The sequence below is a fragment of the Streptomyces sp. NBC_00986 genome (assembly GCF_045162565.1).
Taxonomy (GTDB): domain Bacteria; phylum Actinomycetota; class Actinomycetes; order Streptomycetales; family Streptomycetaceae; genus Streptomyces.
This window is the reverse complement of record NZ_CP108733.1, coordinates 5,625,609-5,644,298: the sequence shown is the minus strand read 5'-3', so window position 1 is coordinate 5,644,298 and position 18,690 is coordinate 5,625,609. Positions and strand designations below refer to the sequence as shown.

The window sequence follows — 18,690 nt, the reverse complement described above, 5'->3', positions numbered from 1 at the left end:
TCCCGTCTCCTCCGGGGCAGCGCGGTCGCGGAACTGGTGGTCCCCGTCGATGGCGGGGGTCGGTCGCGGCCGTGGGGTCACGGCGTGCAGCGGCGGGATATCTCAACGCTCGGTAAACGGATCGTAATGCAGAGTAAAGGTCAAGCATAGGCTTTGCGGGCAAATGGCCTAATAAGTCACCTCGTGGAGTGAAGTGGAAATTTCATCGGCTTGTCGTACTAATCCCACCTTCGGCCCCATGCGACCTTGGCGCCGCTGCCGGGAATCCCGGCACATCGCCAGAGAACGCCCTGATCGGCGTCGGTCCGAACGAAGGAAGAAGGTGGGCGGACATGGCCGCCACCCAGAGGATCACCGCGGGCGCCGTGATCGCCGCGGCCTGTGCCGCGTCGCTCGCCGGTTGCGCGATCGGTGACAACGGTTCCCCGCACGGAGCGCACGGTCCGCACAAGGCGGCGCCCGCCCCGGCACCCAAGAGCGGAGTCCGCCTCATCGGGGACGGCTCCACGTCGTACACCGGGGCGCAGCCGCATCTGCCCAGACCCGAGCGGCTCAAGCCCGGCCAGAAGCCCCCGCAGTTCGTGGTCTTCTCCTTCGACGGCGCCGGCGAGGACAGCCAGAAGCTGTTCTCCCACTTCCGCAAGGTCTCCAAGGCCAACCACGCGAACATGACGTACTTCCTCAGCGGCGTGTACATGCTGCCGGAGGACAAGCGCGACCTCTACAAGCCCCCGGAGCACTCGCCGGGCAGCTCGGACATCGGCTTCAACGACGAGCAGGGCATCGCCGACACCGTGAAGCAGCTGCGCCTGGCGTGGCTGGAGGGCAACGAGATCGGCACCCACTTCAACGGCCACTTCTGCGGCAAGAACGGTGGGGTCGGCGAGTGGTCGGTCGCCGAGTGGAAGAGCGAGATCGCCCAGGCGAAGCAGTTCGTGAAGACCTGGAAGACCAACTCCGGGATGAAGAAGGCGTCTTCGCTGCCCTTCGACTACGACAAGGAACTCGTCGGCGCCCGCACGCCCTGCCTGGAGGGCCAGGCCAACTTCATGAAGGCGGCCAGCCAGCTGGGCTTCCGCTACGACACCAGTGGGGTCAACGACCAGATCTGGCCCAAGAAGAAGGAGGGGCTGTGGGACCTGTCCATGCAGCTCGTCCCCTTCCCCGGCCACACCTATGAGCAGCTGACCATGGACTACAACTTCATGGTCAACCAGTCCGGCACGCAGACCCAGGGCGACCCCGACAAGTACGACCAGTGGGGCGACGAGATGCGTGACGGCCTGCTCAAGGGCTTCGACCGGGCCTACGACGGCAACCGCGCGCCCCTGGTCATCGGCAACCACTTCGAGTCCTGGAACGGCGGCACCTACATGCGTGCCCTCGACGAGGTCATCGAGAAGGTCTGCAACAAGTCCGAGGTGCGCTGCGTGTCCTTCCGGCAACTGGCCGACTGGCTGGACGCCCAGGACCCGCAGACCCTGGCCAAGCTGCGCGGCCTGAACGTCGGCGAGGCACCGAAGGCGGGCTGGACGTCCTTCCTGACCGGCCGCCCCGCCCCGGCCCCGAAGGGCGTCCCCGGGGCGCCGGCGGTCAAGCAGTAGGCGCTGCCGGTCAAGCGGTGAGCGGCAGTTGGGAGAGGGCGCGCCTCACGCAGCGCATCACGCGGAGGCGGTGACGCTCTCGTCGAGCACGAACCCGGGGTCGACCTGCGCGGCCAGGTCGGCCCCGGTGCGCTCATTGCCCCAACTCTGCGCGTTCTTCAGATGGAAGTGCACCATCTGCCGCGTGTAGCGCTCCCAGTCACGCAGTTCGTACGTCGCGTCGGCGGCGATCTCCAGCAGGCGCAGGGCGCGGCGGTTGGCGTCCTCCAGGAGCTCGAACCGGGGCGGCCGGCCCTTCTCCATGGCACGCACCCAGTCCGAGTGCCCCACCGTCACGAGCAGGTCGTCCCCGACCTCGGCGCGGAGGAAGTCGAGGTCGTCCTGGTCCCGCACCTTGTTGCCGACGACCTTGAGAACGACTCCGAAGTCACGGGCGTACTCCTTGTACTGGCGATAGACGGAGACCCCCTTCCGGGTCGGCTCGGCCACCAGGAACGTGATGTCGAAGCGGGTGAACATGCCGGAGGCGAAGGAGTCCGAGCCCGCCGTCATGTCCACCACGACGAACTCGTCGCGCCCGTCCACCAGGTGGTTCAGGCACAGCTCCACCGCTCCCGTCTTGGAGTGGTAGCAGGAGACCCCCAGATCGGCGTCGGTGAAGGGGCCCGTGACCATCAAACGGACGGCGCCACCGTCGAGTTCCACCGGTCGCGCGCAGGCGTCGTAGACCGGATTGTTCTCGCGCACCCGCAGCAGCCGGGAGCCCTCGCCGGGCGGGGTGGTCTTGATCATCGTGTCGGCGGAGGCGATGCGCGGGTTGGTGCCGCGCAAGTAGTCCTTGATCAGGGGGAGGTGCTCGCCGAGCGCGGGCAGTGCGGCGGCCTCGGACTCGTCCAGGCCGAGGGCGGGGCCCAGGTGCTGGTTGATGTCCGCGTCGACGGCGACGACCGGTTGGGCGGTGGCCGCGAGGTGGCGGACGAACAGGGAGGACAGGGTGGTCTTCCCGCTGCCGCCCTTCCCGACGAAAGCAATTTTCATGTTCACGAAGCGTAGTCGTGACATAGCTGTACGTGTCAGGTGTGCGTGAAGAAGACCACTCAATCGTGGGGCGGACCCCGGGGATGGCTACTGTCGCACTCATGAGTACGACAGGTGCGACCGCCGATCCGCTCGCGGCCCTGGGCACACTGCCCGGAGTGGCCGAGTCCGTCGAGTCCATGCGCAAGGCCGTGGACCGGGTCTACGGGCACCGCGTCATGCGGCGCCGCAGCAATGAGCTCACCGCCGAGGCGGCCCTGCGTGGCGCGCGGGGTTCGGCCGCGCTGTCCGGGGCGGACTGGGCCCTCGAAGAGGTGCGTCGGCGCACCGACTTCAGTGGTGACGCGGAGGCCCGCACGATGGGCGCGGCCCTCCGGCTGTCCGCCGAGGCGGGCCAACTGCTGTCCATCTGGCGGCAGTCGCCCCTCCGGGTGCTCGCCCGGCTGCACCTGGTGGCCGCCGCGAGCAACGACGACACGGTCGGCCGGCCGCGACAACAGGGGGAGCCGGTCGACGAGCCGCTCATCGAACTGCCGCTGCCGGGCGCGGCCGAGGTGTCCGGGCGCCTGGACGGACTCGCAGACCTGATCATCGCGGGCGGCTCGGCGCCGGCGCTGGTGACGGCCGCCGTCGTGCACGGCGAACTGCTCGCGCTGCGCCCCTTCACCTCCCACAACGGCCTGGTCGCGCGCACCGCCGAGCGGATCGTCCTCATCGGCAGCGGCCTCGACCCGAAGTCCGTCTGCCCGGCGGAGGTCGGCCACGCCGAACTGGGGCGCGCGGCTTATCTGGCGGCGCTGGACGGTTACGTATCGGGCACCCCGGAGGGCATGGCCGCCTGGATCGCGCACTGCGGCCGGGCGGTCGAGCTGGGGGCGCGCGAGTCGACGGCGGTGTGCGAGGCGCTTCAGCGCGGGGCTGCCTGACAGCGAAATGGCCCTCTACTGGAGGGCCGTCAAAGGGATGCGGCGGTACGAGGATTCGTACCGCCGCTGGCATGTTCCACCGGGTTACCAAGCGTCCTCGAAATATTGCCCATCAGGTCGGGAACAATGCCCGTCACCTGGTGCGGCTGGCCCGTAATCGACGGGTCGACGTCGCGTGGGTGCTCGGTGGTCATGCGCGGTCCGTGGGGCCAAATGCGGTATTAAGGTGATCCTTTCGGATGTCCTTGGTCTCGCGGGCCGTTGAATCCTTTGTACTCCAGCCCTGGGGGAAGCGGAACCCCTGGTCGCGGTTCTTTACTTTTACGTTCAAAGAGTTACCAACCGGCTTAAACGGTCACCGCTTTGCGTCGGCTCGCGTACCAGACGAGCCCCGCCGTGGCCGCCGCGGCACCCACGGCCGCCGCCACGACCAGCGCCGGGCGGGGCGGTACGGAGAGCACGGGAAGCCGCTGCTTGAGCCGGACCGGGCGGTTGAAGTCCAGAATCGGCCACCCGCGCGCGAGTGCCTCCCGGCGCAGCGCGCGGTCCGGGTTCACGGCGTAGGGATGGCCCACGGACTCGAGCATCGGTACGTCGGTCGCCGAGTCGCTGTAGGCGTAGCAGCGGTCGAGGTCGTACCCCTCGGACTGCGCCAGCTCCTTGATCGCCTCGGCCTTCGTCGGGCCGTACGCGTAGTACTCCACCTCGCCGGTGAAGCAGCCGTCGTCGCCCACGACCATGCGGGTCGCCACCACCCGGTCCGCGCCCAGGAGTTCACCGATCGGCTCGACCACCTCGGCGCCGGACGTGGACACGATCACGACATCGCGGCCGGCGGTGTGGTGCTCCTCGATGAGGGAGGCCGCCTCGTCGTAGATGATCGGGTCGATCAGGTCGTGCAGGGTCTCGGCGACGATCTCCTTGACCTGTTGGACGTTCCAGCCGCGGCAGAGTGCGGACAGGTACTTCCGCATCCGCTCCATCTGGTCGTGGTCGGCGCCGCCGGTGAGGAAGACGAACTGCGCATAGGCGGTCCGCAGGGCGGCCCTGCGGTTGATCAGTCCGCCTTGGTAGAAGGACTTGCCGAAGGTGAGCGTGCTCGACTTCGCAATGACCGTCTTGTCCAGGTCAAAGAAGGCTGCTGTGCGGGGCAAGGAGTGGTTTTCCACAACCCAGAGCATAGGCGCAGCCCATTCGGCGTAAGGTGAGGCGCGTGGGTTTGCCTGAGAGGCCTCTCGGGTACACCATGGAAGTCACGGATCGTTCGCGACCGTGCTAACGCGGCCCGGCTCCTCCCCCCCCCCCGAGTCGGCCGTGAAGGCGACCCCCACTCTCCCCCCCGGTGGGGGTCGTCGCATGTCCGGACGCGTTTTCCCTCCCTGTATGTGGTCGTGAGGCCAACCCGAGGCGGCTGGTGCCGCCTTTTTTCATGCCCAGAACTCATCACCGTGTGTAGTCGGCGCGCTGCGCTGTGGAACTCGTACAGAGGCCGGTACAGGGGTCACCGGTATGGGTGAAGGCGATATTCACAGGCCCTGAGTTGTCCACAGTTTTCGACCAAGATCCACACGATTTCCGCGATGCCCGCACCGTGATTCCAACGCGTCCTCGCTCGCGGCGAGTTCATGGCCCGTTCCGTTTGTCGGACGCGTTTGGCCGGTTTCTGTCGGCCGTGCATATGGAGGGCCGGTCGCCGGTTCTCCGCACCTTTGGAAATCGCGGGACCGCCGGGGTGACGCGAGAGACACAGCGATGGGGGATGGAAAACATGGCCGGAACCGTCACACACGATCCGCCGCACGCCGCCGGAGGGCGACAGGCCGGACCGTTGATCGTCACCGAGGACGCCGAACTCCTCGACGACCTGCTGCGCCTGTGCGCGGCGGCCGGCGCGACGCCCGAGGTCCATCACGGGGTGCCGGAGCGCCAGGGCGGCTGGGAGACGGCGCCGCTCGTCCTGGTCGGCGACGACGCGGCCCGTCGGGTGCGCGGGGCGGCCCGACGGCGAGGGGTGGTGCTGGTCGGCCGGGACCAGGACGATTCCGGGGTCTGGCGGCGGGCCGTCGAGATCGGCGCCGACCACGTCCTGATGCTGCCTGACGGCGAGCAGTGGCTGGTCGACCGCATCGCCGACGTCGCCGAGGGCGTCGGCCGCCCCGCCCTCACCGTGGGCGTCATCGGCGGCCGCGGCGGGGCCGGAGCGTCCACGCTCGCGTGCGCCCTCGCCGTCACCTCCGCGCGTGAGGGGCTGCGCACGCTCCTGGTGGACGCGGATCCGCTCGGTGGCGGACTCGACGTACTCCTCGGCGGCGAGACGGCGGAAGGCCTGCGCTGGCCCGCGTTCGCCGCCTCGCGCGGCCGGGTCGGCGGCGGCGCCCTGGAGGAGTCCCTTCCCGAACTCCACTCGCTCCGGGTGCTCAGCTGGGACCGCGGCGACTGCGTCGCCATCCCGCCCCAGGCGGTGCGGGCGGTGCTCGCCGCGGCCCGACGGCGCGGCGGCACGGTCGTGGTCGACCTGCCCCGCCGCATCGACGACGGGGTCGCCGAGGCCCTCGCCCAACTCGACATCGGCCTCCTCGTCGTCCCCGCCGAACTCCGCGCCGTCGCCGCGGCCGGCCGGGTCGCGTCCGCCGTCGGCATGGTCCTGCGCGACCTCCGCGTGGCGGTACGGGGTCCGTACGCCCCCGGCCTCGATGACCGGGAGGTGGCTCGCCTCCTAGGTCTGCCCCTGGCCGGTGAAGTGCCGGTCGAATCAGGGCTGTTGCGGCCGCACGAGGGCAAGTCGCCGCCGGGGACGGCGGGGAGGGGGCCGTTGGCGCGGTTCTGCAGGGAGTTCCTGGAGCGGGCGTTGGTCGAGGCGGGTGGCGTATGAGGCGGCCGGTGAGGAGCGCGGGGGGTTCCCAGAGGCGCGGTGCGACCTTCCGGAGCGGCGCGGCGGAGGCCCTGGGGAGCAGGGTGCCTGGGCTTGCGGGGACGGGTGGTTCGGCGGATGCGGCGAGGGGCGGGTTCTTGGGGGACGGCGGTTCGGCGGGTGTCCCGGTGGGTGGGGCGGTCGGGGTTGAGCGGGTGAGGGGCTCGGGAGGCGCTTCGGGGCGGTGGGCTTTGGGTGGGGGCGGGGTGAGCGGGGACGTCGGGGTCGGTCGGGTGCGGGACTCGGCGGGGGGTTCGGGTGAGGTCGGGGTTGAACGGGTGCGGGATTCGGGGGGCGCTTCGGGGCGGTGGATTTCGGGCGGGGGCGGGGTGAGCCGGGCCGCCGACTGCGATCGGGTGCGGGGCTCGGCGGAGGGTTTGGGTGAGGTCGGGGTGAGTGGGGCGGTCGGGCGTGAGCGGGTGCGGGATTCGGTGGGAGCTTCGGGGCGGTGGGCTTCGGGTGAGGGCGGGGCGAGTGGTGGGGCGGCGATGCCTGTCGGACTGCTCGACGGTGTGCGGCGGTGGCTGGCCGAGAGCGGGGGTGAGCCGACGCCCGCGCGGGTGGCGCAGGCGCTGCGGGAGCAGGGGCGGGTGCTGGGGGACGCCGAAGTGCTGGGTGCCGCCGAGCAGTTGCGGTCCGAGCTGGTGGGCAGTGGCCCGCTGGAGTCCCTGCTCGCCGACCCCTCCGTGACAGACGTTCTCGTGTCGGCTCCGGACCGGGTGTGGGTCGACCGGGGTGGCGGACTGGAGCTGACCGCCGTCTCCTTCCCGGACGCGGCAGCCGTACGACGTCTCGCGCAGCGCCTGGCCGCGGTGGCCGGACGCCGGCTGGACGACGCTCGCCCCTGGGCCGACGCCCGGCTGCCGGACGGGACCCGCCTGCATGCCGTCCTGCCTCCGGTCGCCGTCGGCTGCACCTGCCTGTCGCTGCGTGTCGTACGTCCGCGCGCGTTCACGTTGGACGAGTTGGTCACGGCGGGGACGGTGCCGCCGGGCGGGGACCGCATCCTGCGGGCGTTGATCGAGGCACGGCTCTCGTTCCTGATCAGCGGCGGCACCGGTAGCGGCAAGACGACGTTGCTGAGCGCGCTGCTCGGGCTCGTCGGACCGGGGGAGCGGATCGTGCTGGCCGAGGACTCGGCGGAGTTGAAGCCGGACCACCCGCACGTCGTACGGCTGGAGAGCAGACCCGCCAACCAGGAGGGCGCCGGGCTCGTCACGCTCCAGGACCTGGTCCGCCAGGCGCTCCGGATGCGGCCCGACCGGCTGGTCGTCGGCGAGGTGCGCGGTCCGGAGGTCGTCCACCTGCTCGCGGCGCTCAACACGGGCCACGAGGGCGGTTGCGGGACCGTCCACGCGAATGCGGCGGCCGATGTCCCCGCCCGCCTGGAAGCCCTGGGTACGGCCGCAGGCCTTGACCGGGCATCCCTGCACAGCCAGTTGGCGGCGGCCCTGTCGGTGGTCCTGCATCTCGTACGGGACCGGGCCGGGCGGCGACGGATCGCCGAGGTGCATGTCCTGGAGCGCGATGCGTCGGGGCTCGTGCGGACGGTGCCGGCGCTGCGGTGGGGGGTGGAGGCGTTCGCGTACGAGCGGGGGTGGGAGCGGTTGCGGGAGTTGATTCGGGGTGGGGGTGACGGGGGTTAGGGGCGCTGGATGTGGGGCGGGAGTGGTTGGGGGGCTGGGTGTTGTGCGGGGTGGGCGACGGGTGAGCTCGGAGGAGTGACGGCCGTGAGTGCGGGATGGACGACAGGGAGTGGGAGTGGTGATGGGTGAGGTGTCGGTCGGGGTGGTCGCGGTGTGTGTCGGGGGCCTGGTCTGGTTGACGGGCGGGCGGCAACCCGGGGCTCGGCGGGCGGAGTTGCTGTTCGCGGGCGGTGGGGGCGCGGGTGTCGGGCCGCCCTCGTGGGAGCGGGTCGTAGACGAACTGCGGCGGATCCGGGGGCGGTTGAGGGCCGAGTGGTGGGCGCTGGGGGTTGGGGTGGTGCTGGCGGTGCTGGGGGCCTCGGTCATTCCGGTTGTCGCGGGGGCGGTCGGGGTGCCGTTCTTGCGGCGGGTGCGGGTCGCCGGGGAGGCGCGGCGTGCGCGGGAGTTGGGCGGGGACGCGGTGATCGCGTTGTGCTCGGCGCTCGCCGGGGAGGTGCGCGCTGGGCGGCAGCCGGGGGAGGCGTTGCTGCGGGCGGCGAGTGACTCCGGTGGGCTCGGTGAGGCGCAGGCCGGGGTGTTGGCGGCGGCGCGGTTCGGCGGGGACGTGCCGGGTGCGCTCACCTCGGCGGCACGACAGCCGGGCGCGGAGGGGCTGTTGGGGCTCGCCGCCTGCTGGGGGGTCGCCGTGGATCAGGGGGCCGGGCTTGCGGCAGGACTGGACCGGCTCGAAGGGGCGTTGCGGGCCGACCGGGATCAACGGGCCGATCTTCGCGCCCAGTTGACGGGGGCGCGGGCCACCGCGGTGATGCTCGCCGGGTTGCCGGTGCTCGGGTTGTTGCTGGGGGCGGCGATGGGGGCCGATCCGTTGCGGGTGTTGCTGCACAGCGGGGCGGGGTTGGGGTGCCTGGTGGTCGGGGGGTTGTTGGAGGGCTTGGGGTTGTGGTGGGCGCTGCGGATTGTGCGGGGGGTGGAGGCGGTGTGAGCGGGGTGGGGCCGGGTTGGGGGTGGGTGGGTCGGTTGTTTGCGGGGTGCGGGTGGGTGGGGGCTGGTCGCGCAGTTCCCCGCGCCCCTAGGGCATCGGGGCTCGCGGCGTGAGGGGGTGCGGGTGCGTGGGGCTGGGCGCGCCCGCGCGGCGGAGCCGCATATCGGTGCAGACCCGCGCCCCTGAGGGGATCGGGGCGGGCGGGGTGAGAGGGCGCAGGTACATGGGGGGCTGGGCGCGCCCGTGGCGGAGCCGCATATCGGTGCAGACCCGCGCGCCTGAAGGCATCGGAGTGCGCGGGGTGCCGGAGATCGGTTGGTCGTCGCGGACTTGAGGGGATCCGGTGCTCGGTGAGAGCCCGGAGGGGTGTGGGTGTGGAAGTTGGACGGAGTCGGAGAGAGGAGGCGGCGTGAGTGTGGAAGTTGTCCACAGGCTGGGGGTCGTTTTGTGGGCGGTTTTGGTCGTGGGGTGGTCGGTGCGGTGGCTGGACGGGGTGCGGTGTGAGCGGAGGGCGCGGCGACGGCTGGCCGGGCTGCTGCTTCGGGAAGTTCGGGATGCGCGGGAGGCACGCGAAGTGGCTTCTGCTGGGTGGCGGTTCGAGGCTCGGGTCGTTGCGCGGCGGTGGTTGCCCGCGGTCGGTGTGGTTGGCGCCGGGTGGGTGGTGGTCGGTGGGGTCGTCGGGGTTGTGGTGGGCGCTGTCGTCGCCGGCGGGCTGTGGCAGTGGCGGCGTCGGCAGGTGGCCGACGACTCCGTCGCCGAGCGCGATGCCGCCACCGCCGCCCGCCAACTCCCCCTCGCTGCCGATCTGCTGGCCGCCTGCATCGCCGCCGGAGCCTCGCCGGTGATCGCGTCCCAGGCCGTGGGAGAGGCCCTCTCAGGGCCCGTGGGGGGACGGCTGGCGCGTGCGGCGGCGGAGGTGCGGCTCGGTGGTGAACCGGGCGATGCCTGGCGGAGGTTGGCCGCGCTTCCGGGCGCCGGCCCGCTGGCCCGGCTGCTCGAACGGGCCGACGAGTCGGGGCTGCCCGCCGCCGGACCGGCCGCACGGCTCGCGGCGGAGGCGCGTGCCGACTGGGCCCGCACCACGACGGCACGGGCCCGGCGGGCGGCTGTCCTGATCACCGCACCGGTCGGGCTGTGTTTCCTGCCCGCGTTCATCGCGGTCGGCGTACTGCCCGTGGTGATCGGGCTCGCGGGCGGGGCGGCGGGAGGAGGTGGCGGCTGACGAGAGGTGCGCAGCGGTGACGGACGTATGACGAACGACGGCTCAGCAGGCAAGTGACAACAAGCGAACTGACAGGAACCTCACGGGGGTTGAGATGTACAAGGCAATGCAGGTGGTACAGGCAGTAGCGGTTCGGGCCGTGCGAGCGGTGCGGGTACGGGCACGGATGGGGGCCTCGGCGCGCGGAGACGCCGGGATGGCCACCGCCGAGTACGCGATGGGGCTGGTCGCGGCGGTGGCGTTCGCGGTGGTGCTCTACAAGGTGGTGACCAGCGGGGCGGTCAGCGCGGAGTTGCAGAGCATCGTGAAGCGGGCCCTCGATGCGCAGGTGTGAACGGCGGGGCGGGGACCGGGGGTTCGTAACGGCGGAGGCGGCCGTGGTGCTGCCCGTGCTGGTGATGTTCGCGATGGCGCTGGTGTGGGGGCTGTTGGTGGTGGCCGCGCAGATCCAGTGCGTGGACGCGGCCCGCTCGGGCGCCCGGGCCGCGGCTCGGCAGGACCCGGCCGACGCGGTCGTCCGGGTGGTCCGGGACACGGCACCGCGCGGCGCGAAGGTCACCGTTGCCCGGGAGGGCGACCGGGTCCACGTCGTCGTGGTCGCGAAACCGCCGGTGCTGAGCGGGCTGCCCTTCGAAGTGCGGGAGGAGGCCGTGGCGTTGGCGGAGGAGACGGTGGGCGAGGGGAGGGCGGGGCCGTGAGGTGCCGTATGCGGGCCCTGTGGGAGGTGATCCCGGACCTGGGGCGTGTGACTCCGGCTCTGGGGCGGCGTATGAGGTCCCGTCACTCGGACCGTGGGTCCGCCACCGTGTGGAGCCTCGGGGCGATGGCCGTGATGTGTGTCGTGTTCGGGGTCGTGCTGGCCCTGGGGCAGGCCGTGGTGGCCCGGCACCGTGCGGCCGGCGGTGCGGATCTCGCGGCGCTCGCGGCGGCCGATCACTGGGCGGAGGGCGGTACGGGGGCCTGTGCCCGGGCGGAGCGGGTGGCGCGGGCGCAGGGGACGCGGCTCGTGCGGTGCGCGGTCGTGGGCGAGACGTCGGACGTGACGGCGTCGGCCGGCCGGGGACCGTTCGCGGCGGAGGTCAGGTCACGGGCGGGACCTGCCGGACCGGTACCGCCCCTGGCGCCCGCCCCGCCCCCTGCGGCACCGGCGCCTGCCCCTCCACCGGGCCCAGCACCACCGGCACCCGCGCCTCCAGCGGCGCCGGCCCCACCGGCATCCTGAGCTGCAGCTGCAGCCGCAGCGCACCGACGCCGTAGCCGGTCCGCAGCTCGCCCGTTAAAGCTCGCCCACCTTCTCCCCGGGCACCCCTCCCACATCCCCCGGTACCTCTCGCGCATCCTCCGGAGCTCCCCGCAGCAGTTCCGTCAGCAACCGCACAGCCCCCCGCTTGTGCAAGGGCTCGTTGCCGTTGCCGCACTTGGGGGACTGGATGCAGGACGGGCAGCCGGCGTCGCATTCGCAGGAGGCGATGGCCTGGAGGGTGGCGGTGAGCCAGGCGTGGGCCGTGTGGAAGGCGCGCTCGGCGAAGCCCGCGCCGCCCGGGTGGCCGTCGTAGACGAAGACCGTGGGGAGCAGGGTGTCCGGGTGCAGGGGGACGGAGACGCCGCCGATGTCCCAGCGGTCGCAGGTGGCGAAGAGGGGGAGCATGCCGATCGAGGCGTGTTCGGCGGCGTGGAGGGCGCCGCCGAGGATCTCGGGGTTGATGCGGGCGGCGTCGAGTTGGTCCTCCGTGACCGTCCACCAGACGGCGCGGGTGCGGAGGGTGCGAGGGGGGAGGTCGAGTTTCGACTCGCCCAGGACCTCGCCGGTGATGACACGTCGGCGGAGGAAGGAGACGACCTGGTTGGTGACTTCGACGGAGCCGTAGCACAACCGGCCCTGGCCCCACGGGAGTTCGATGTCCGTTTCCAGGACGGAGATCGCCGTGGTGTCGCGGGCGACCGTCGAGTAGGGCGGGTTGGCCTCCTCGACCAGGGCCACCGAGTCCTCCAGGTCCAGGGTGCGCACCAGGTACGTGCGGCCCTGGTGGAGGTGGACCGCGCCCTCGTGGACGCTCGCGTGGGAGGCGGCCTCGTCGACCGTGCCCAGGAGGCGGCCGGTGCCGTTCTCGACGACCTGGACCGGCCGTCCGCCCCCGCCGCGGATGTCGGTGAGGTCGGCGGCCCGTTCGCGGCGTGTCCAGTGCCAGGCCTTCGCCCGGCGGCGGAGCAGCTTCGCGGCCTCCAGCTGCGGCAGCAGATCCGCCGTCGCCGGGCCGAAGAGGTCCAAGTCCTCGTCGGTGAGCGGGAGTTCGGCTGCCGCCGCGCACAGGTGCGGGGCCAGGACGTACGGGTTGTCCGGGTCCAGGACCGTGGACTCCACCGGCTGGTCGAACAGGGCCTCCGGGTGATGGACGAGGAACGTGTCCAGGGGGTCGTCGCGGGCCACCAGGATGGCGAGCGCTCCCCGGCCGGAGCGTCCGGCGCGGCCCGCCTGCTGCCACAGGGAGGCGCGGGTGCCGGGGTAGCCGGCGATCAGTACGGCGTCCAACCCGGAGACGTCGATGCCGAGTTCGAGGGCGGTGGTGGCGGCGAGGCCGAGCAACTCGCCGGAGTGGAGGGCGCGTTCGAGGGCGCGGCGCTCCTCGGGGAGGTATCCGCCGCGGTAGGCGGCGACCCGGCGGGCCAGCGAGCGGTCGACCTCGGCGAGGCGTTCCTGGGCGATCAGCGCGATGAGCTCGGCGCCGCGCCGGGACCGTACGAAGGCCACCGAGCGGACGCCCTGGACGGCGAGGTCGGTGAGGAGGTCGGCCGTCTCCGCGGTGGCCGTGCGGCGGACCGGGGCACCCTTCTCGCCGTGCAGTTCGGTGAGCGGGGGTTCCCAGAGGGCGAACACCAGTTCACCGCGAGGCGAGGCGTCGTCGGCGACCTCGACCACCGGGAGACCGGTGAGGCGGCGGGCGGCGACCGAGGGTTCGGCGGCGGTGGCGGAGGCGAGGAGGAAGACGGGGGAGGAGCCGTAGCGGGCGCAGAGGCGGCGCAGGCGGCGCAGGACCTGGGCGACGTGGGAGCCGAAGACGCCCCGGTAGGTGTGGCACTCGTCGATGACGACGTACTTCAGGGATTTCAGGAAGGAGGACCAGCGCGGGTGCGAGGGCAATATGCCGCGGTGGAGCATGTCGGGGTTGGTCAGGACGTAGTTGGCGTACTGGCGGACCCACTCGCGCTCCTCGAACGGAGTGTCGCCGTCGTACACGGCCGGGCGAACGGCATTGCCCAGCGGTTGTGAAAGTTCCTTCACGGAGCGGAGCTGGTCCGCTGCCAGGGCTTTTGTGGGCGCGAGGTAGAGCGCGGTGGTGCCGCGGCCGTTCGGCGCCTCGGAGCCGTCGAGGAGCGCGGAGAGGACCGGTACCAGATAAGCCAGCGACTTGCCCGAGGCGGTGCCTGTGGCAACGATCACTGAGTCGCCGTCGAGGGCGTGCTCGGCGGCCTGTGCCTGGTGGGCCCAGGGGTGTTCGATACCCGCTTCCTGGACGGTGGCGATCACCTCCGCGCGAATCCGGTCAGGCCAGACGGCATGGCGGCCCTCGCGTGGGGGCAAGTGCTCCGTATGAGTGATGCGCGAAGCCCGGCTCGGTCCCGACGCCAGCCGGTCCAGAACCGTGCTCGGCGAGAGGCCGGACACGGGGTCCGCCGAGGGTCGATCGGTTCGCTGATTCTTGGCCATCGGCACCGAGTGTGTCACTGGCGTGACGGACAATGGAGCCAAGGCGTCGTGCACGCCCTGCGGTAAGTGATTGAATGCCATCGCGGCTGGCGAACCGTCCTGGGGGCTCTGCCGAGGTGTCCCATGGGATGACCGCTCGATAGCAAGGTGCTGGAGGATCCGTGGACCTGTCCCTGTCGACCCGTACCGTCGGCGATCGTACGGTCGTCGAGGTCGGTGGCGAAATCGACGTATATACCGCGCCCAAGTTGCGCGAACAGCTGGTCGAGCTGGTGAACGACGGGAGTTTCCACCTCGTCGTGGACATGGAGGGAGTCGACTTCCTCGACTCCACCGGGCTCGGTGTGCTGGTCGGCGGCCTGAAGCGGGTGCGTGCCCACGAGGGCTCGCTGCGCCTGGTCTGCAACCAGGAGCGCATTCTGAAGATCTTCCGTATCACCGGCCTCACCAAGGTGTTCCCGATTCACACCTCGGTCGAGGAAGCGGTGGCGGCCACCGACTGACCGACCGTTCCGGGAGCGGCGTGTGACCGCTCCCCGATCGGCCGTATAGACGACCGGTGGACCGGGCTTTCGGCGGCCCGGCCCTCCGACAGCACGCCCGTAGTCCCGAGGGGGATGCATGGCCACCGTTGAACTCCGCTTCAGCGCGCTGCCCGAGCACGTCAGGACCGCCCGACTGGTGGCGGCAGCGGTGGCGCGCAGGGCCGGAGTGGACGAGGCCGTACTCGACGAGGTCAGACTCGCCGTAGGTGAGGCCTGTACCCGTGCCGTCGGGCTGCATCAGAGCAGTGGGATCACCGCCCCGGTGAAGGTGCTGCTGATCGAGGAGGAGAAGCAGTTCTCCATCGAGGTCGGCGACGAGGCACCACGTTCGGCTCCCGGCGACAAGGCGCCCGGGTCCCTGGGCGACGATCCGGACGCGGAGACCGAGGAGGACGAGATGGGCCTCGCTGTCATCAGCGGGCTCGTCGACGACGTCGAGGTCACCGCGGGGGAGCACGGCGGATCGATCCGTATGACCTGGCCGACGACCCCGCCGGCCACGACGCTTTCCTGAGAAAACGCCGCACACCACAACCGAAGGGCCCTGCTGAGCAGGGCCCTTCGGCGTTTTCGGAAGAGTTCCGCGACCGCGTACCGGTTCGTACCCGTGGGCGAAAGAATTCGTGAATCAATTCACGATCAATGCAGATCGACGTCCCGATCATCGCTTTGATCGGCGCCCCGATAATTTGATCAAGCATCAATGCTTTTAAGGCATTACTATGCGAAGGCCAATTCCGTTTGCCGCGCACTGTTTTGATCAGGTTCCGGTACCTACAATCCGTCCACATCTTGAGCTCAGCACAGGCGTCAAGGAGGACGAATGGCGGGGCTTTCTACCCCTCAGCAGTTTGATCACCCCACAACCTTCGCAGCAGCAGTTCTGACCGACGACAACCGCATCCTCGTGATGGTGATCGGCCTCGTGGCGCTGGCAGCGCTCGTGGTCGCGGGCATCCTGGTCCGCGAGGTCCTCGCGGCCGGCGAGGGCACCGACAGCATGAAGAAGATCGCGACGGCGATCCAGGAGGGCGCGAACGCCTATCTGGGACGGCAGTTGCGCACGGTCGGCGTATTCGCCGTGATCGTTTTCTTCCTGCTTCTGCTGCTTCCCGCGGACGACTGGAATCAGCGCGCCGGACGATCGATCTTCTTCCTGATCGGCGCGGTGTTCTCGGCGACCACCGGCTATATCGGCATGTGGCTCGCCGTACGCAGTAATGTCCGTGTCGCCGCGGCGGCCCGGGAAGCGACCCCGGCGGAGGGCGAGCCGGAAAAGGATCTCACCGCCGTCTCGCACAAAGCAATGAAGATCGCTTTCCGCACGGGCGGCGTCGTCGGCATGTTCACGGTGGGGCTCGGTCTGCTGGGCGCCTCGTGCGTGGTGCTGGTGTACGCGGCCGACGCGCCCAAGGTGCTGGAGGGATTCGGCCTCGGTGCCGCCCTCATCGCCATGTTCATGCGTGTCGGCGGCGGCATCTTCACCAAGGCCGCCGACGTCGGCGCCGACCTGGTCGGCAAGGTCGAGAAGGGCATCCCGGAGGACGACCCGCGCAACGCCGCGACCATCGCCGACAACGTGGGCGACAACGTCGGCGACTGCGCGGGCATGGCGGCCGACCTCTTCGAGTCGTACGCCGTGACGCTGGTCGCCGCGCTGATCCTCGGCAAGGCAGCCTTCGGCGACTCCGGGCTCGCCTTCCCGCTGCTCGTGCCGGCGATCGGTGTGATCACCGCCATGATCGGCATCTTCGCGGTGGCGCCACGCCGGACCGACCGCAGCGGCATGTCCGCGATCAACCGGGGGTTCTTCATCTCCGCGGTGATCTCGCTCGTGCTGGTGGCGGTCGCGGTCTTCGTCTATCTGCCGTCGTCGTACGGCGATCTCGACGGCGTCACCGACGCGGCGATCAAGGCCAAGGACGGCGATCCGCGGATCCTCGCGCTCGTCGCCGTGGCCATCGGCATCGTGCTCGCCGCGCTGATCCAGCAGCTGACCGGCTACTTCACGGAGACGAACCGCCGTCCCGTGATGGACATCGGCAAGACCTCGCTCACCGGCCCGGCCACCGTGATCCTCGCCGGGATCTCGCTGGGCCTCGAATCGGCCGTCTACACCGCCCTGTTGATCGGTCTCGCGGTCTACGGGGCGTTCCTGCTCGGCGGCGCCTCGATCATGCTGGCGCTGTTCGCGGTGGCGCTGGCCGGTACGGGTCTGCTCACCACGGTCGGTGTGATCGTCGCCATGGACACCTTCGGGCCGGTCTCCGACAACGCGCAGGGCATCGCCGAGATGTCCGGCGACGTCGAGGGCGCGGGCGCCCAGGTGCTCACCAACCTGGACGCGGTGGGCAACACCACCAAGGCCATCACGAAGGGCATCGCCATCGCCACCGCCGTTCTGGCGGCGTCGGCGCTCTTCGGGTCGTACCGGGACGCGATCCTGACCGCCGCCAACGACGTCGGCGAGAAGGTCTCGGGACCGGGCGCGCCACTCAACCTGATGATGGACATCTCCCAGCCCAACAACCTGGTCGGGCTCATCGTCGGCGCCGCGGTCGTCTTCCTCTTCTCGGGGCTGGCGATCAACGCGGTCTCGCGGTCCGCCGGGGCCGTGGTCTACGAGGTGCGGCGGCAGTTCCGCGAGCACCCCGGGATCATGGACTACACCGAGACACCGGAGTACGGCCGCGTCGTCGACATCTGCACCAAGGACGCGCTGCGTGAGCTGGCCACGCCCGGTCTGCTCGCCGTGCTCACGCCGATCGCGGTCGGATTCACGCTCGGGGTCGGCGCGCTCGGCTCGTTCCTGGCGGGCGCGATCGGCACCGGCACGCTGATGGCGGTCTTCCTCGCGAACTCGGGCGGTGCCTGGGACAACGCGAAGAAACTCGTCGAGGACGGCAACCACGGCGGTAAGGGCAGCGAGGCCCATGCCGCCACGGTGATCGGCGACACGGTCGGCGACCCCTTCAAGGACACCGCCGGCCCGGCGATCAACCCGCTGCTGAAGGTGATGAACCTCGTCGCGCTGCTCATCGCGCCCGCGGTCATCAAGTTCAGCTACGGCGACGACAAGAACACCGGCGTGCGGATCGCGATCGCGGTCCTCGCGTTCCTCGTGATCGCCGTCTCCGTGTACATCTCCAAGCGGCGCGGGATCGCCGTGGGGGACGACGGCGACGACGCCGACCGGACGGCCAAGTCGGCGGATCCGGCGGTCGTTTCGTAGGCGGCCCTACGGGGCCCGGCTCAAGGGTCCTGCGAGGCTCGGCTCAACGGGCGGGCGGGTGGCGCGAGTTGTGGGCGCCGCCCGCCCGCTCTTTCTGTGTTCAGACCTCCGCCGTGAGCCTTCTCTCGCTTGGTGCAAATAGCTTCAAAAGGTCTCCTATCGGACCTTAGGCCCGGAGGGGTGACCCGTCCGCCGTGTATGTTCCGGGGCCGAGAGCCATGGAAGGGACCAACCCGGTGAACAAGAAGCTCGCGGCCGCACTGTCCGGCGGTGCGGTACTGGTACTGGCGCTGTCGGGATGCGGCGGCAGCGGCGACGACAGCGACGCCAAGCTGGACGCCTGGGCCAAGCAGGTCTGCGTTGCGGTGCAGCCGCAGGCGAAGAAGATCGAGGCCGCCAACACGGCGATCCAGAAGGAGACCTCGGACAACAGCACCCCGGAAGAGGTCCAGAAGACCGACTCGCAGGCCTTCCAGGACATGTCCGACGCCTACAAGGCGATCGGGGCCGCCGTGAACACCGCCGGGGCGCCGGACGTCGACAAGGGCGCGAAGAAGCAGCAGGACGCGGTCAAGGAGCTCAACGACATCTCCGCGTCGTACGCCACCCTGAAGACGCAGGTGGACGCTCTCAACACCAAGGACCAGGCGAAGTTCGCGGACGGCCTCAAGGACATCGCGACCTCCCTGGACAAGCTCAGCACGAGCGGGAACGACGCCCTGAAGACCCTCGAAGAGGGCGATGTCGGCAAGGCGATGACCAAGCAGGAGGCCTGCAAGACGGCGACGCCGGTGGCTTCGTCGTCGGCGGCCTGACGGCATCCCCTGTAGGCAGCGATCTTTCAGTAGCTGAATGATGCCCCGGTACGCGTGCGTGCC

17 protein-coding genes are annotated in these 18,690 nt (G+C 70.7%); 13 read left to right on the top strand and 4 right to left on the bottom strand.

Going from position 1 to position 18,690, the window contains the following annotated elements; genetic code table 11:
* Nucleotides 1-332: 332 nt before the first annotated feature.
* A complete protein-coding gene (locus OG504_RS24870; RefSeq protein ID WP_405991795.1) occupies nucleotides 333-1,604 on the top strand; it encodes a hypothetical protein in 1,272 nt (423 codons plus the stop codon).
* A gap of 57 nt (nucleotides 1,605-1,661) precedes the next feature.
* Here OG504_RS24870 and OG504_RS24865 read toward each other — a convergent pair whose 3' ends face one another.
* On the bottom strand, nucleotides 1,662-2,642 hold the full coding sequence (locus OG504_RS24865; RefSeq protein WP_405991794.1) for an ATP-binding protein: 981 nt from the start codon (nucleotides 2,640-2,642) through the stop codon (nucleotides 1,662-1,664).
* A gap of 101 nt (nucleotides 2,643-2,743) precedes the next feature.
* Here OG504_RS24865 and OG504_RS24860 point away from each other — a divergent pair, with 101 nt between their 5' ends.
* Entirely contained in the window at nucleotides 2,744-3,568 is an 825-nt protein-coding gene (locus OG504_RS24860) for an oxidoreductase (protein ID WP_405991793.1), read from the top strand.
* A 29-nt stretch (nucleotides 3,569-3,597) separates the two neighbouring features.
* Here OG504_RS24860 and OG504_RS24855 read toward each other — a convergent pair whose 3' ends face one another.
* Nucleotides 3,598-3,762 carry a hypothetical protein gene (locus tag OG504_RS24855; protein WP_405991792.1) on the bottom strand — a complete coding sequence of 55 codons (165 nt, stop codon included), beginning with the start codon at nucleotides 3,760-3,762 and terminating at the stop codon, nucleotides 3,598-3,600.
* 153 nt (nucleotides 3,763-3,915) lie between these two features.
* Entirely contained in the window at nucleotides 3,916-4,749 is an 834-nt protein-coding gene (locus OG504_RS24850; RefSeq protein ID WP_405991791.1) for an HAD family hydrolase, read from the bottom strand.
* Nucleotides 4,750-5,336: 587 nt separating this feature from the next.
* On the opposite strand from OG504_RS24850, the gene ssd reads away from it, so the two are divergent.
* The 7 genes from ssd to OG504_RS24815 all read left to right on the top strand — a co-directional run bounded on the left by ssd (nucleotide 5,337) and on the right by OG504_RS24815 (nucleotide 11,551).
* The gene (gene ssd, locus OG504_RS24845; RefSeq protein ID WP_405991790.1) at nucleotides 5,337-6,440 is read left to right on the top strand and encodes a septum site-determining protein Ssd; all 1,104 of its coding nucleotides are present in this window, start codon (nucleotides 5,337-5,339) and stop codon (nucleotides 6,438-6,440) included.
* Between the two features lie 527 nt (nucleotides 6,441-6,967).
* The gene (locus OG504_RS24840) at nucleotides 6,968-8,125 is read left to right on the top strand and encodes a TadA family conjugal transfer-associated ATPase (protein WP_405991789.1); all 1,158 of its coding nucleotides are present in this window, start codon (nucleotides 6,968-6,970) and stop codon (nucleotides 8,123-8,125) included.
* 121 nt (nucleotides 8,126-8,246) lie between these two features.
* The gene (locus OG504_RS24835; RefSeq protein WP_405991788.1) at nucleotides 8,247-9,107 is read left to right on the top strand and encodes a type II secretion system F family protein; all 861 of its coding nucleotides are present in this window, start codon (nucleotides 8,247-8,249) and stop codon (nucleotides 9,105-9,107) included.
* Between the two features lie 409 nt (nucleotides 9,108-9,516).
* Nucleotides 9,517-10,329, top strand: coding sequence for a type II secretion system F family protein (locus OG504_RS24830; protein WP_405991787.1), 813 nt, complete (start codon nucleotides 9,517-9,519; stop codon nucleotides 10,327-10,329).
* A 94-nt stretch (nucleotides 10,330-10,423) separates the two neighbouring features.
* On the top strand, nucleotides 10,424-10,663 hold the full coding sequence (locus OG504_RS24825; protein ID WP_405991786.1) for a DUF4244 domain-containing protein: 240 nt from the start codon (nucleotides 10,424-10,426) through the stop codon (nucleotides 10,661-10,663).
* Nucleotides 10,650-11,027, top strand: coding sequence for a TadE family type IV pilus minor pilin (locus OG504_RS24820; protein WP_405991785.1), 378 nt, complete (start codon nucleotides 10,650-10,652; stop codon nucleotides 11,025-11,027). The genes OG504_RS24825 and OG504_RS24820 overlap by 14 nt, the downstream gene beginning before the upstream one ends.
* A gap of 71 nt (nucleotides 11,028-11,098) precedes the next feature.
* Nucleotides 11,099-11,551, top strand: coding sequence for an Rv3654c family TadE-like protein (locus OG504_RS24815; RefSeq protein WP_405991784.1), 453 nt, complete (start codon nucleotides 11,099-11,101; stop codon nucleotides 11,549-11,551).
* 54 nt (nucleotides 11,552-11,605) lie between these two features.
* Here the strand turns inward: OG504_RS24815 and OG504_RS24810 are convergent, their stop codons facing one another.
* Nucleotides 11,606-14,116 carry a DEAD/DEAH box helicase gene (locus tag OG504_RS24810; protein WP_405991783.1) on the bottom strand — a complete coding sequence of 837 codons (2,511 nt, stop codon included), beginning with the start codon at nucleotides 14,114-14,116 and terminating at the stop codon, nucleotides 11,606-11,608.
* An 80-nt stretch (nucleotides 14,117-14,196) separates the two neighbouring features.
* Between OG504_RS24810 and bldG the strand changes: the two genes are divergently transcribed.
* From bldG to OG504_RS24790, 4 genes are all read left to right on the top strand, one after another.
* Entirely contained in the window at nucleotides 14,197-14,538 is a 342-nt protein-coding gene (gene bldG, locus OG504_RS24805; protein ID WP_003975386.1) for an anti-sigma factor antagonist BldG, read from the top strand.
* Nucleotides 14,539-14,656: 118 nt separating this feature from the next.
* Nucleotides 14,657-15,094 carry an ATP-binding protein gene (locus tag OG504_RS24800; protein ID WP_033286332.1) on the top strand — a complete coding sequence of 146 codons (438 nt, stop codon included), beginning with the start codon at nucleotides 14,657-14,659 and terminating at the stop codon, nucleotides 15,092-15,094.
* Between the two features lie 309 nt (nucleotides 15,095-15,403).
* On the top strand, nucleotides 15,404-17,812 hold the full coding sequence (locus OG504_RS24795; protein ID WP_405991782.1) for a sodium-translocating pyrophosphatase: 2,409 nt from the start codon (nucleotides 15,404-15,406) through the stop codon (nucleotides 17,810-17,812).
* Nucleotides 17,813-18,030: 218 nt separating this feature from the next.
* Nucleotides 18,031-18,627 (top strand): small secreted protein, encoded by a 597-nt coding sequence (locus OG504_RS24790; RefSeq protein ID WP_405991781.1) that lies wholly within the window; start codon nucleotides 18,031-18,033, stop codon nucleotides 18,625-18,627.
* The last annotated feature ends 63 nt before the right edge of the window (nucleotides 18,628-18,690 follow it).

Bases quoted from the DNA above. Each gene is read 5' to 3' on its own strand.
- OG504_RS24870 (WP_405991795.1), top strand. From the start codon at position 333: ATGGCCGCCACCCAGAGGATCACCGCGGGCGCCGTGATCGCCGCGGCC.
- OG504_RS24865 (WP_405991794.1), bottom strand. From the start codon at position 2,642: ATGAAAATTGCTTTCGTCGGGAAGGGCGGCAGCGGGAAGACCACCCTG.
- OG504_RS24860 (WP_405991793.1), top strand. From the start codon at position 2,744: ATGAGTACGACAGGTGCGACCGCCGATCCGCTCGCGGCCCTGGGCACA.
- OG504_RS24855 (WP_405991792.1), bottom strand. From the start codon at position 3,762: ATGACCACCGAGCACCCACGCGACGTCGACCCGTCGATTACGGGCCAG.
- OG504_RS24850 (WP_405991791.1), bottom strand. From the start codon at position 4,749: ATGCTCTGGGTTGTGGAAAACCACTCCTTGCCCCGCACAGCAGCCTTC.
- ssd (WP_405991790.1), top strand. From the start codon at position 5,337: ATGGCCGGAACCGTCACACACGATCCGCCGCACGCCGCCGGAGGGCGA.
- OG504_RS24840 (WP_405991789.1), top strand. From the start codon at position 6,968: ATGCCTGTCGGACTGCTCGACGGTGTGCGGCGGTGGCTGGCCGAGAGC.
- OG504_RS24835 (WP_405991788.1), top strand. From the start codon at position 8,247: ATGGGTGAGGTGTCGGTCGGGGTGGTCGCGGTGTGTGTCGGGGGCCTG.
- OG504_RS24825 (WP_405991786.1), top strand. From the start codon at position 10,424: ATGTACAAGGCAATGCAGGTGGTACAGGCAGTAGCGGTTCGGGCCGTG.
- OG504_RS24820 (WP_405991785.1), top strand. From the start codon at position 10,650: ATGCGCAGGTGTGAACGGCGGGGCGGGGACCGGGGGTTCGTAACGGCG.
- OG504_RS24815 (WP_405991784.1), top strand. From the start codon at position 11,099: ATGAGGTCCCGTCACTCGGACCGTGGGTCCGCCACCGTGTGGAGCCTC.
- OG504_RS24810 (WP_405991783.1), bottom strand. From the start codon at position 14,116: ATGGCATTCAATCACTTACCGCAGGGCGTGCACGACGCCTTGGCTCCA.
- OG504_RS24800 (WP_033286332.1), top strand. From the start codon at position 14,657: ATGGCCACCGTTGAACTCCGCTTCAGCGCGCTGCCCGAGCACGTCAGG.
- OG504_RS24795 (WP_405991782.1), top strand. From the start codon at position 15,404: ATGGCGGGGCTTTCTACCCCTCAGCAGTTTGATCACCCCACAACCTTC.
- OG504_RS24790 (WP_405991781.1), top strand. From the start codon at position 18,031: ATGGAAGGGACCAACCCGGTGAACAAGAAGCTCGCGGCCGCACTGTCC.